Source organism: Gelidibacter salicanalis, from assembly GCF_016469035.1.
GTDB classification, from domain to species: Bacteria; Bacteroidota; Bacteroidia; order Flavobacteriales; family Flavobacteriaceae; genus Gelidibacter; species Gelidibacter salicanalis_A.
On sequence record NZ_JAEHJZ010000032.1, the window covers coordinates 113,172 to 127,668 of the forward strand.

Genomic DNA, 14,497 nt, shown 5'->3' on the forward strand with positions numbered 1-14,497 from the left:
TTATAACTCAAGTTGGTTTCAAGAGTAAACTAACACATACATTTAATTTACTTAATCATACCTTTTTCAAGGTAATAGGAATCAACTTTGCTTAGCCAATAGCGTAAATATTATAAAATTAAAATATATGAAAATAAATGCCATTGTTATTTTAAAGGTTTTTTTAGCTATGCTGTTATTTATTAATTGTTCTGCTACGCAATCGGGTGATTCCAAAAACTCAAATCTAAAAGATTTTGGGGTGAAAAGTATAGATACAAAATATACCATTACTAAAGTTCGTACAGCAGTTGATGAAAAAGGTAGCTATGTAGCTTGTACGAGTTATGAAGGTACTGTTTTGGCAGTGGGATATGATGGTAAAATACGATGGGAAAATAAGCTATCAGGGTACATGAACCACGATATTTGGGCTGGTGATATTGATAATGATGGTATTGATGAGATTTTTGTAGCCAATGCAGATGGTAATGTCTATTGTTTAGATAATCAAGGGAAACTACTGTGGCAATTCAAACAAAATGATGCTCCTATGTATTCGGTTTGTGTTATTAAGGATGAAAACCAATCGTATGTGGTTTGTGGTGGTTACGATAACAGCTTTTACTACGTATCAAAAACAGGGGCATTGGTTAGTGAAATTTCTTCCAAAAACTATTCAATAGAAAAACCTTGGGGTAAAGCCGTACATCAAGAATTGCCACCAGAGGGATTGCATATCACTAATTTCTTGAGACCAGCAAAACTTGGTAACGGAAATGAGATTTTAGTAGTTCATGGTGTTCAAAATAGTATGAGTTCAAACGGTTCCGTCTATTTCTTTAATCCTTTAGAAGCAAAGCCATTCCAATCTATTGCCATCAAGAAGAATGGTCCTTTTGGTGATGTTAAAATTGTAGATGCAGACCAAGATGGGTATAGTGAGGTGTTATTGGGACGTGTAGGAGCTAAAGCAAAGGGAAGTGGCGTGGTGATTTTAGATACTAAAAATTTAGAGCAGAGGTATTTAGATATTAAAAAGGTCAAGGATAATGCACTAAATAGAGGGATGTATCGCGTGACGCAGCCAGAAGTTATAAATAACCAGGGAAAATCGGCTTACATGGTATTGCTTGGTAGTAATATTATTCTATCAGATCTTGGCTCTAATATGGCAGATGCCGAAGTTGTTTCTACACAGTTTTCGTTTAATGATATGGTTAAAGACCCAAACTCTAATACGGTTGTTTTGGCTAGTGCGCAGAGTGGGGGTAGTGCTATTCATATTATAAATTTTGATAATGACTTATGGAAAAAAGATTATAAGAACTTAAATCCAATTGGTAAAATTCAAAGTATTTTAACAAATACCAACGATATAAAGAAAAATCTAAAAACCTTTAAGAAACCATCAACGCAATGGGAGTCTGCTAAAGTTTATTTTATGACTGAAAATAGAAAAGATGACGCAGCGGCAAGGGTTATAAATAGTATTGAAGCCAAATATGATAATCCTGTATTTTTGAACGGAGGCAATTTCGATAAAGAAAATTGGGACCGTTCTGCCATGGCTAGCAAAGTTTATAGAGATAAACGTGATGGGCGGATGAAATATACTTTATCACAAGATGAAGTTCTGGAAAAAATAACCAAGATGCATAACCAGTCTCATGGTAAAGGGATATCCTATTGGGGTGGTCATGGTAACGATCCATATATGTTTCAGGTGGCTACTACTATGAAAGGTTTGGACATTGCGAATGGTAAGAAAACGGTATTGGTGTTTCCAGAGGTTGTGGACCATACCGATGAGTTTAAGTTTGTGATGAATGATTTGCTGTTGCCATTGGCGGATTATTCCAAAACACGTAATGCCAATTTATATATGCGAAATAAGCATTTATTTTGGCAATCTGATGTCTATTCAGATAAATGGCAACCCTTGGTGTCTGGGAAATATGCGAGTGTATTTGTACCCGCCATGGAAGAGACCACAGATAAGTCCATGGAGTTGAGCTTAGCCTCCAGAATGGGACTATGGGCTGCTGGTTCTGTTGATAGTTGGGGGGCGCGTTGTGCAAGAGATAATGCCAGTTTTGATCGTTTGCGCCAGCATTCTAATCAAACCTTACCCAATCATTTTTTAAAAACAATGGTTTATAGTATCGCTAGTGGGGCTCAATATATTAATAACTTCGAGGTAGATCAAGAGTATATGAGCTTGCTTTGGGAACTCGTAGCAGAAGGAGCGCTATATGTACCTAAACGTTCTGATATCTTAAGTTTTTCGCCTGTACATTTGAGTGTTAACAACCCTAACGAAGCGTATATTAAGAACACCAGTAATGTAAAATGGTTGACTTTTTATGAAAAAGGAGCAGATAATGACGATTCGTTTGCTTTTAGTAGATTAAATGGAACATGGCCAGGAGCGCCACTAACCGAATGGGATTTCTCAAGATATGCAGCAGGTGAAAAGGAAAGACGCTTAAACTTTATTCCAAAATATAACAACGGAATGGTTTTGATTACCCCACCCCAAAATGGCGTTTTTGTTGATAAAGAGGCTGTTAGAAAACCTTTGGCAGATAATATGCATCCTTGGTATAAGAATATTTTAAAAGAATACCATACCGATGGAAAAAACTATATGTCGGCAGATGGTAAAATACTATATAAACCAAGTGAGTATTATAAAGTGATTGAGGAGGATATTAAGAAAAGTGCTTCGCTAATTCCTGTAAATGTATCCGGTAATGTAGGTTGGGTAGTGGCACAAACGGGACCGAAAAATTTACGATTAACAATTGTGGAAAACGGATATATTAATCCTAACAAAGCAGTTGCTACCGTAAAAATTAATGCTATAAAAGTAAAAATCATTACAGATATTCTTAATGGAGAAGTCTTTAAAACAAATACGGACGCTTCATTTAATATAGATATTCCATTAGGTGGATTTCGTTTTATTGATATAGAGTTGGAAGAAAAATTATAATATAAGTAGAAATTAAAATCTTAACATCCACATGCACAAATTATCCATATACTTATTAATACTCGTTTTCTTATCAGCGTTTGATAGTAATGCAACAGAGGTTATTCAGATAAAACATTCAAAAGACGACATAACTTCAACTGTAAGGGAGGCTATAGCCAATGCTAAAGGGAAGGATATAAAACTAGTTTTTGAAAAAGGGGTCTATAAATTTTTACCAGAATATGCGCTTAGCAGATTCTCATTTATTACTAATCACGGTAATGGGTATAAATATGTCGCTTTTCGATTTGAAGATTTTGAATCTGTGGAAGTTGAAGGTAATGGTTCTGAATTTATCTTTCATGGCAAAATAGCACCTTTTCAGTTTGAAAATTGTAAAAAAATAGAGGTTAAAAATCTTATTGTAGACTGGGATATCCCATTTGTGTTTGAAGCCGAAGTTCTTAAAGTAAATAAGGAAGACAACTGGTATGATGTTAAACCTCTAAAAGATGGGTACTCATGGTCTTTTCAAAACAATAATATAACGTTTCCAAATATTGACGGTTTCAGCTTTCAGGAGTTTGGTCATACCCATTTCTTTGATCCCAATACAAAATCGACATTTTATGGATCTTGGAATTTGCATCCAAACCCAGAAAAAGTAGAAGATCTTGGTAATGGCGTATATAGATTTCATGAGAAATTAAAAAAGTATCCTTCTGTTGGAGCAATCATGGCTTCAAAAGGAGGTAAGAATGAAAATCGATATGCTCCGGCCTTTCAGGTGATGAATAGCAAAAATATAACTTATGATAAAGTTGTAGTGCATCACGCTTTGGGGATGGCTTATTTATTTGAGCGTTCAGAGAATATTAAAATTGTTAACTCTGGGGTATACACCAGAGATGGTTCGGGTAGATATATTTCTAGTACAGCTGATGCTACACACTTTGCAAATTGTAAAGGCGATATTTTAATAGAAAACTGCCGTATTGAAGGCATGTTAGATGATGGTACCAATGTGCACGGTACTTATGTGACGGTAGATGAAATTATAGATGAATACACCGTAAGAATTGCATTACAGCATTTTGAGCAACTCGGGTTTCGGTTTGCAGACGTTGGAGACGATGTTTGGTTTATTCAAAAGCCGAGTCCAAAACGCGGAGCAGTAAATGAAGTGGTTAAAACTAAATTTATAAACGAAAAATATACAGAATTGACGTTTAAGAATAAGCTGCCAAATAATTTATCTAAAGAAGATATTTTGGAAAATAAAACTTGGAACCCTGTATTTACAATGCGTGGATGCCGTGTAACCAAACATAGGGCCCGGAATGTCATGATTAAAACACCTCTAAAAATTGTGATTGAAGATAATTATTTCTCTTCAGATATGTCATCTATAGGGTTGCGTGGAGAAATTTTTAAATGGTACGAATCAGGAGCTGTGGAAGATGTTGTGATCCGTAATAATCACTTTGTAGATTGTGCGCATGGAGGAGCTGATCATGCTGTACTTTGGGTATCGCCTCTATTAGGTGATGGCTTTAATCAAGAAGAAATTTATGACCGTAATATTGTATTTGAAAACAATACCATCGAAGGTTTTAATAATAGAATTGTATGGGCAGACCGTTTAGAAGGATTGGTTTTTAAAGGAAATACCATTATTCAAACAAACAATAGAGAAGCATTATATCCGGATGCCCCACTTTTTGAATTTACAAATTCTAAGGATACCAAAATTATAAAAAACACGTATAAAGGAGATGTTAATTCGCATATCAAAGCAGATAAAATATCCAATGAAAGTTTGAAAGTAAAAAGGAATAAGGGAATTAAAAAATGATCTTCTTATTTGTAAGCTACCAATACTATTTGTGTATCATTTTAAAAATATTTTATGAGCAAGTCATTAAACTACAAACAATTATTTCATCTACTCGTTTTTATACTAATTGCTACGAGTGCCGCTAATAGTCAAGAGCGCATTATCGAGAACTTTAATAAGGAGTGGAAATTTGCCCGTTTTGGAGCGATGCCTGATGGTTCAATCTTACAGGAACCAGAAAATTTAGACGAAGCACATTATGATGATAGCGATTGGCGGGTATTAAGTGTGCCGCATGATTGGGGTATTGAAGGTCCTTTTCGTGCCGATTTACCAAATCAAACTGGCAAATTACCATGGGCAGGTATTGGTTGGTATCGCAAAAATTTCACATCCCCAAAATCCGATGCAGGTAAGCGTGTTTTTATAGAGTTTGATGGAGCCATGTCTGGAACCACAGTTTGGGTAAATGGAGGTTTTGCAGGTGAATGGCCTTATGGGTACTCATCCTTTAGGTTTGATATTACAAATCATATAAAAGTAGGAGAAGAAAACACGGTTGCAGTTCGATTAGATAATAAAGAAGAATCCTCTAGGTGGTATCCAGGGGGCGGGATATATCGACACGTGCGTTTGGTTAAAACAAACCCAGTCCATATTGCACACTGGGGTGTCTTTGTAACAACTCCTGAGGTTTCGAAGGAAAAGGCAACCGTTCATATAAAAACTGATATTGAAAATGCATCTAAAAATCTTGAAGTCTTGCATGAAATATTCACTAAAGGTGATAATCCCTTAAAAGTAGCGGAACAGAAAACAAAATTCATTGCAGAGGTTACTATTGAGATAGCAAATCCTAAGCTCTGGGATTTAGAAACCCCAAATCTTTATGAGGTGAGAACCACTTTAATTCAAGATGGAAAGCCTATCGATAATTACGTTACATCGTTTGGGATAAGAACCATAGAGTTTACTGCAAATAATGGGTTTTTGTTAAATGGTGCGCGTGTTCAGATAAACGGTGTCTGCCAACATCATGATTTAGGACCGTTAGGAACAGCCATCAATATCAGAGCCATGGAGCGCCAAATTGAAATATTGAAAGCATTTGGAACCAATGCCATTCGAACTGCGCACAACCCGCCTGCGCCAGAGTTTTTAGATTTATGTGATAAAATGGGGATTTTGGTTCAAGTAGAAGCTTTTGATGTTTGGAATAAAAAGAAATTAGATAACGATTATGCTTCACTTTTTGGGGCTTGGCATGAGCGCGATTTGAGAGCTATGGTTAAGCGAGACCGTAACCATCCCTCTGTAATTATGTGGAGTACAGGTAATGAAATGATAGAATTAAGAGAAGGTCAAGATGCTCCTATAGCCATGATGCTTGCTGATATTATTAAATCTGAAGATGCGACCCGACCAACCACTTTTGGAAATAGTAGACCAGAGGGTTTGATTAATGGATTTCAAGAAACAGCAGACGTCCATGGGATAAATTATAAACCACATTTGTATGAAGAATTCCATCAAGCAAATCCAAATATACCATTGTACGGAAGTGAGACCGCTTCCACAGTAAGCTCTAGAGGAGAATATTTTTTCCCAGTTTCAGAAAATAAAAATGAAGGTTCTGGCGGTTATTTTCAGGTAAGTAGTTATGATTTTTCAGCGCCTAATTGGGCATATCGTGTTGATATTGAATTTGAAGCTCAAGACAGAAATCCATTTGTAATGGGAGAATTTGTCTGGACAGGGTTTGATTATATTGGAGAACCTACACCTTACAACAAGGATAAGACCAATCTTCTCAATTTTACAAATCCGGAGGAAAAAGAAAAAATGAAAGTGGAACTTGAAAAACTAGGTGGAAATATTCCTCCAAGAAGCTCCTATTTTGGCATTGTAGATTTATGTGGTTTTCCAAAAGACCGTTATTATTTGTATCAATCTAAATGGCGCCCAGATTTACCTATGGCACATATTCTACCACATTGGAACTGGCCTGAACGTGTAGGTGAGGTTACACCTGTTTTTGTGTATACTTCTGGAGATGAAGCAGAACTTTTTTTAAACGGAAAGTCATTAGGAAAAAGAAAAAAAGCACCATACCAGTACCGATTACGTTGGGATGACGTGGTGTATAAGCCAGGAACGCTTAAAGTAGTGGCTTATAAAGACGGGAAGGTTTGGGCTATAGATGAAGTGAAAACTACTAAGAAAGCAAACAAGCTAGAAATGGAAGCAGATAGAAATATAGTAATTGCCGATGGACAAGACCTGTCTTTTGTTACTGTGAAAATTTCAGATAATAATGGTTTGACGGTGCCAAGAACGCATAATAATGTGAGTTATAGCATAGAAGGACCAGGAGTAATAATAGGTATAGGTAATGGCGACCCTACCAATCATGAATCGTTTCAGGCTAATCAAAGAAAGGTATTTAATGGTTTGGCTTTGGTGATTATAAGAACCAAAAACGGAGAACCTGGAGAAATTGTTTTAAAGGCGGAGTCGGAGGGTTTAAAAGCATCTAGAATCAGCATTAAAAGTATTTCTGAATAGTTTTAATGACATTTCAAAATACAATAAATAAGATTAATATGGATGTTTCTCATCTATCAAAAGATATTTATTTTGTTCATCTCAAATCCCATGACAATTTAGTTTTACAAAAGATAATCAATAATTAAATTTTGATTTTGACATTTTTGTTTAATTGTAAATTTATAGTTCAAATAAAAATTCAGTTAAGCATATTTATACTTGTACTACGCTTATTTAACGACAAGGTTTGATAGGAACGGAGCGTATAATTAAAATAAAATAATTTAATTTTTTTATCATAATAATCAAAAAAATGAACGTAAAGATTAGTAGTTTATTATTTGTGTGTTTTATCTGTATAATTTTTTTTTCGTGTAAAAACAAAAAAATTGTAGATAGTATAAACAGTGTAAATATCCAAAAAGAGGATGACAAACCTAATATCGTATTGTTATTTGTTGATGATTATGGATGGGCAGATGTGGGATATCGAAATGATATCTTCAGTACGCCAAATATCAATCAGCTTAAAAAGGAAAGTTTGGATTTTCAAAGAGCCTATATTCCAACACCCACTTGCAGCCCTAGTAGATTGTCACTTTTAACAGGTAAGGAAGCGGTTAGAGTCCAAATGGTTAGGCATATAGATATCGATCCTGAAAATCCAGACGCAAAATTTGGTCTTTGGCCTAAAGACCCCGTTCAGATGCCTTCCATAAACTACTTGCCTTTGGAGGAGATAACCTATGCAGAGCGGCTAAAGGAGTTTGGTTACTATAATATGTTTATTGGTAAATGGCATTTAGGACATGAGGGTAAATACCCTATCAATCAGGGGTTTGACGCTGAATTTGGCACAACAGATCATGGTAATCCAAGCAATTATTATTATCCTTTTTTCAAAGGAGGGGACCCAAATAATTTTATGAAAAATTATAAAGAAGGCGATTATCTTACAGATGTTTTAACAGACGGAGCAGTCGATTTTATCAAAGATTATGATAAAAAAGCTCCTTTTATGTTATCGTTTTGGTACTACTCAGTACATGGACCTTCAATTGGAAGAAAAGATCTATTAAAAAAATATCAAGATGCAGGATTGGAAGGCAAATATGTTCACCACGCCGCTATGGTGGAGGCCATGGACGAATCTGTAGGTCGGGTTAGAAAAGCTTTGGAAGAAAAAGGGATTTCAGAAAACACGGTAATTATTTTGTTGTCCGATCAGGGAGGTGCCTATACTAATGCACCCTTGAACGGTGGAAAAAAAGGAGGAAATGCTTTGGGTGAAGGCGGAGCGAGGGTGCCTTTTATGGTTAAATATCCTGGCATTACCAAGCCAAATACAGAAACGAGTATTCCAGTACAATCCATCGATTTATACCCAACTTTAATTGAAATAGCTTCAGGGAAAACATATGAAGGCAACCAAATTCAGGGTGTAAGCTTAATGCCAATCTTGAAAGGGAAAGATTTGGAGCCTCGTAATTTATATTTCTTTAGAAGTTATGAAGATCAATATGCAGCAGTCATCTCTGGTGACTGGAAGCTTGTTAAATACCATAGTGGGAAATTCCAACTATTTAATGTTACGAAAGATATAAGTGAGCAAAATGATCTTATCGGTACAGGATTAAAAATTGAAAAAACACTAAAGAGCGACTTGTTGAACTGGGAAAAAGAAGCCGTTCCTATATACTAAATCGATAAAAATGGAATCCATAAAACTTATACTTGTCCTTGCGGTATTGCTGGCTTTAAATTCTTGTAAGACTATAGAAAAAGAAAGTGAAATTGTTGAGGTCAAACAAAATTATTCGGGAAATAAGCCCAATATTATTTTTTTACTCACTGATGACATGGGCTATGGTGAATTGGGTTCTTATGGGCAAGAGGTTATAAAAACACCATTTTTAGATTCCTTAGCTAGAGAAGGCATGCGTTTTACGGATTTTTATTCTGGCACTTCTGTATGTTCGCCCTCAAGGGCTTCTTTAATGACTGGTTTACATACAGGCCATTTAAGTATTCGTGGCAATAAGGGAGTTGTAAATAAAAAATGGGGTAGAGTACCATTGAGAAAGTCTGAGAAAACTATTGGCGAAATGCTACAAGCTGTTGGTTATCAAACAGCCATGATTGGGAAATGGCATTTGGGTGTTCCAGAAGATGTTTCTACCTGGGCCAAAGGCAGGGGCTTTGATTATGCTGTACAAGAGCAATGGGGTGAAGATGCTAAGGGTAATGAAATAGACGAGCGGGTACATTGGGTAAACAATAATGAAGATTCTATTTTTTACGATTACAATAAGTATAAATGTCTGGATGAATTTAGAACCAATTTTGCATTGGAATATTTAGATAATAAAGCACACGACAAGCCTTATTTTTTATATATGTCGTATAGAGTGCCTCATGCACATGAACTGTTTTTAAGCGAAACCAACTTGTATTATGATCAAATCCAAAAATGGCCTGAAATAGAAAGACGACATGCTGCACGTATTACAATGTGGGATCAGGAAGTTAGAAGATTGTTTCAGAAGTTAGAGGAAAATGGGGAATTGGAAAATACGCTCATTATATTTTCAAGCGATAATGGACCAACGGGAGAAAATCATCATGATTATAAGTTTTTTAATAGTTCCGGCGGTTTAAAAGGGTACAAAAGGGATCTTTATGAAGGCGGTGTGAGGGTACCGATGATAGCTTATTGGAAAGGTAAAATAAGTCCAGGCACCTCAAGTGACCATCCAAGCGCATTTTATGATGTGATGCCAACACTTGCAGAAGTAGCAGACGCAGAAGTACCCAATAAAACAGATGGGATTTCATTCTTGCCAGAATTATTGGGAAAACCTCAAGATAAGCACGAATTTTTGTACTGGGAAATTCAAGAAGGACGTTCGGTAAGTGGGTTTAGGCAAGCTACACGTTTCGGTAACTGGAAAGCGGTGCGATACGGAAATAATTATCATACGGAGCTGTATGATTTATCCAATGATTTGTATGAACAGCATGATGTTTCTAAATCCAATCCAGAGCTAGTTAAAAAAGCAGATGTCATTTTAAAAAGAGAGAGTGTGAAAAACGAACACTTTCCTTTTTCAGGGGGTATTTTTAAAAAATAAATAAATTGTAATTTTATGAAAACATTAAAAATAATTGTTTTTTTTGGGGCTTTATGCGCTACCATTGTTGCTTGTAAAACCAATACGAATTCTATTATTACTGAAGTAAAAACTGAATCTAAAGCCTCGAGACCCAATATCATTTGGCTTATGGCAGAAGATATAAGCACCGATTTAGAGTGCTATGGTATGCCAGATGTGAAAACACCCCATTTGAATAAAATGGCGCAAGAGGGGGTTCGGTTTGACAATGCTTTTGTGACTAATTCTATTTGCTCGCCTAGCCGTTCTGCAATGATGGTGGGGACACACCAAGTGAAGACCAATACACATCACCATAGAAGTAATAGGAATATTCCGTTAGATTCACAATTTAAACCTTTCACAGCTTTATTACGAGATGCAGGATACACCACCATTTTAGGAAACCATGCTGTAATGAATAAAGGTCGAAAAATTGATGTAAATTTTAAAAACGAACCTATTGGCGAATGGGATGGAAAATCAAAATTTGGATTATTTGATAAGTACGATACGTTTGAAAAAGCAGACGAACCATTTTTTGCACAGATACAATTGCTCGTTACCCATAGAGGCGATTGGTGGGATGAGGTTAGGAACCAGTCAGAACACCCTGTAAACCCAGAAACTGTAAAAATGCCTCCGTATATGGCAGATCATCCCGCAGTTCGATTGGACTGGGCAAAATATCTGGATCAGATTGAGTATATGGACAATGAGGTGGGCATGATCTTTAAAGAATTGGAAGACAAAAACATGGCAGATAATACCATTGTTATTTTTATTGGCGATAATGGACGTTGTAACATCCGTGGTAAAGGCTATTTGCAAGATCCTGGATTGCGCATTCCATTGATTGTATATTACCCGAGTCAGTTTAAAGGTGGCGAAATTAGAAAAGATGTGGTAAGCGCTACGGATATTACGGCATCTATCATAGATTTTGCTGGTGTTGATGTGCCAGACTACATGACAGGAAAACCCATATTTTCAAAAGATTTTAAACGAGAATATGTCTATGGAGCAAGAGATTTATGGGATGAAATAGAAGAGAAATCCCGTGCGGTGATATCAGAAGATTGGGCTTACATAAGAAATGATATGCCTGAAGTACCTTATGATGCAGGTCAAGCTTATTTAGAATTCTACCGTCCAGCCGTTCATATTATGAGAGCACTAAATAAAGAAGGTAAGCTAAACGAAAATCAAAAACCCTTTTTTGAACCTACAAAACCAATTGAGGAATTGTATCATTTAAAAGAAGACCCACATCAATTAAATAATTTGGCGAGTCAACCAGAATATATAGAGGTTCTAGAAAAACTCCGAGAGCAAACCAAACGTTTTGATATGCAAATGTCGCCGGTAAGCACTATATATGAGCCTATTATTACAAAGGGGCCGGAGATAATGGAATGGCTGAAAAAAGAACGTCCAGAAGATTATGCAAGAATGCTAGCGGGTGAAGAAATAGGATATAAGAGGATTACCGATTTATATAAAAAGAAAAAAGACAATCAAAAATAGCATAAAGTGATAAATGGTTTTTTTAGGCAGTTTACAAAATATGCAACAGCACTATTGTTGATGGTGAGTTTGGTATTGTCTAACGCGATAGATAGTCCAACCGATCAAACAAGGATAAGTATTAATTCAGATTGGAAGTTTAAACTCTTAGACGATAAAGATGCTGCTAAAGAAGGTTTTTAATCCATGCATTTTAATGATTCAGATTGGGAATGTTAAAGTTTGCCACATATCAATAATCAATGGTAGGGTGTTTATTGGAATCCTAAATCATTTGAAGTCCCAGACTTTAACGATAACAAGAACGCTACCATTGAGCAGGAAGCGACCGTGATCCATTACATCGATTGGATAAATCGCGAATAGGTCTCGGTACATAATGGCAGGTTTCTTCCTGTCAAAATAGATGTTACAAAACACCTTAAAAAAGAGGGCGAAATTATTTTTGCGGTAAGACCTAATAATACAGACAATCCGATTACTGGGCCAAAACCATTAAAAATATTGGACTTAAATATGTTTGGTGGACTTTATAGAAATGTGTAGATAACGGTAAAAGAAAAAATATATATATCACCTCCCATTTTGGCCAATAAATAGCGGTCGGAGGAATTTTTATTACATACACCAAAGTCTCCGAAGAAGAATCTGTAGTAAACATCAAACCCCATATTGTTAATGATAAAGATTCAAGAAAGGTAGGACTAGTTCAGAATGTTTTTTATAAGAACGAAATGCCTATAAAACATAAAAGTGACCAAATAAAGTTAAAGGCGGAAAGTGAATTAGAAACTAGTGGACATTTTTCTTTGATAAATGCGAATCTATTGTCTCCGGCTAACCCGAATTTATATTATTTATAGACCAAATTATTTATTGATGGAAAAGTTATTTACAAGACAATAACACGGTTTGGTATTCGCGAATTTACTTTTCAGGACAATCAGTTATATATAAATGGAAATAAAGCTTTTTTACGCGGAGTAAACTGACATCAGGAATATCCCTTTATTGGTTATGCGCTATCAGATAATGCGCTATATCGCGATGCTTAAAAGATTAAAGTGGGCGGTTTTAATTATATCAGGCTATCACATTCTCCGCAATCACCAGCATTTAAGAATGCTTAGGACGAATTAGGCTAGTGATAATGATGCTATTTTAGGTGGGCAATATTTTAATGATACAGATTCTTTCAGAAATCAAATCTACCGTTCGAAAACAGAGTTAATAAAACGAGACCGCAACAGACCAAGTATTTTGGCGTGGGAGGTCTCGTTTAATGAAACCAAAATGTTTATTCCATTTATGGAAGAATTACATAGGATTGTACATGCTGAGTACCCTTGTGAGCATGAGTATTCTTATAGTTGGATGGATGAAGTTAAGATTGTTGCAAAGCAAAAACTATGTTATAAGGATAAAAAGAACCTCATAAGTACTTGTTATTTAGTTAATTAAGTGTTATTTTAATGTATGGAATTACAGACACAACCAACCTTGCCAGACTCAATTTGTGATTTGTTTAAAAGAAAGATAAAAACAACATTTTTCGGCCATATAAATGAACTAATCGATTAGGGCGAAATTGAGAGACTATTAAATGCTGATCATACCAAAGGAAAAAGCGCAGTGTAAACCTTCTTATAGAGGGCACTATAATTCAAAATGTACCTTTGCAAAGCAGGTGCGGATTGACTGATTATGAAGTTGAACACCGAATGAACGAAAGTATCTCGTTCAGTTATTTCTGTGGCATGCACATAGATGAAATTTCACCAGACCATAACCTTAAGTAGTTTAGAAACGCACTAACGAAAACCAAAACTTTGAGAAGCTTTTCAGTAGTATCAATCCTCAACTAGAAGCTCACAATATTATTGTAAAAAAAGGGGTCATCGTGGATGTCTATGTTGTCGATACGCCATTACGGCCAAGAGGTAAAAGCACATATAAAGTAACTGAAGATCGCCCAGAAGAAGAGGCAATAGTAGTAAAAAAGTAGTTTGCCGGAAGTGTAGATAAAGATGGTACTTGGCTAAAAAAGAGAGGAAAATATCATTTTGGTTTTAAAAAACATCACGTTACAGAACAGGAGGGGCTTGTTTTAGGAGTTTTGACCACCTAGTAAAGCTGAGATAGCACTTTTAGAAAAATTACTAAAAACTGTGAATATGGTTTTGCCCAAAAATATTCCATTAAAAGCCTACTTGGGCTATCAATTAAAGAACAATGTAGAGATATAGAAAACAAGAGACTTGAAATATCATATTTTGAAAAAAGCACAAAAAACAAACCATTGACCTACTGGGAGAGAAAGTTCAATGCATTAATCCGGTAAAACGAGTTTCAAAGTAGGGCGAACATTTGGCCGCAATAAAACAATGGTTTAACGGAGGGTTAGCAACATACGGAGGAATGGAAAAAATGCATATTCCAAATCTGATGGAAGCCATGTGTATAATTTGTATAGAA

8 protein-coding genes are annotated in these 14,497 nt (G+C 35.7%); all 8 read left to right on the forward strand.

Annotation, left to right across the window (positions count from 1 at the left end; all coding sequences use genetic code 11):
• Positions 1-127: 127 nt before the first annotated feature.
• The 8 genes from JEM65_RS13050 to JEM65_RS23125 all read left to right on the forward strand — a co-directional run bounded on the left by JEM65_RS13050 (position 128) and on the right by JEM65_RS23125 (position 13,821).
• The gene (locus JEM65_RS13050; RefSeq protein WP_199600225.1) at positions 128-2,977 is read left to right on the forward strand and encodes an outer membrane protein assembly factor BamB family protein; all 2,850 of its coding nucleotides are present in this window, start codon (positions 128-130) and stop codon (positions 2,975-2,977) included.
• 31 nt (positions 2,978-3,008) lie between these two features.
• Positions 3,009-4,814: an alpha-1,3-galactosidase-related protein gene (locus JEM65_RS13055; RefSeq protein WP_199600227.1), complete on the forward strand. Its 1,806-nt coding sequence runs from the start codon at positions 3,009-3,011 to the stop codon at positions 4,812-4,814.
• A gap of 54 nt (positions 4,815-4,868) precedes the next feature.
• Entirely contained in the window at positions 4,869-7,361 is a 2,493-nt protein-coding gene (gene galB, locus JEM65_RS13060; protein ID WP_199600229.1) for a beta-galactosidase GalB, read from the forward strand.
• 295 nt (positions 7,362-7,656) lie between these two features.
• Positions 7,657-9,045 carry a sulfatase gene (locus JEM65_RS13065; RefSeq protein WP_199600231.1) on the forward strand — a complete coding sequence of 463 codons (1,389 nt, stop codon included), beginning with the start codon at positions 7,657-7,659 and terminating at the stop codon, positions 9,043-9,045.
• Between the two features lie 10 nt (positions 9,046-9,055).
• The gene (locus JEM65_RS13070) at positions 9,056-10,474 is read left to right on the forward strand and encodes an arylsulfatase (protein WP_199600233.1); all 1,419 of its coding nucleotides are present in this window, start codon (positions 9,056-9,058) and stop codon (positions 10,472-10,474) included.
• Between the two features lie 15 nt (positions 10,475-10,489).
• Positions 10,490-12,022 (forward strand): sulfatase family protein, encoded by a 1,533-nt coding sequence (locus JEM65_RS13075; RefSeq protein ID WP_199600235.1) that lies wholly within the window; start codon positions 10,490-10,492, stop codon positions 12,020-12,022.
• Positions 12,023-12,028: 6 nt separating this feature from the next.
• On the forward strand, positions 12,029-12,205 hold the full coding sequence (locus JEM65_RS13080) for a hypothetical protein (protein WP_199600237.1): 177 nt from the start codon (positions 12,029-12,031) through the stop codon (positions 12,203-12,205).
• A 1,538-nt stretch (positions 12,206-13,743) separates the two neighbouring features.
• Positions 13,744-13,821 (forward strand): hypothetical protein, encoded by a 78-nt coding sequence (locus tag JEM65_RS23125; RefSeq protein WP_368856064.1) that lies wholly within the window; start codon positions 13,744-13,746, stop codon positions 13,819-13,821.
• Positions 13,822-14,497: the final 676 nt, after the last annotated feature.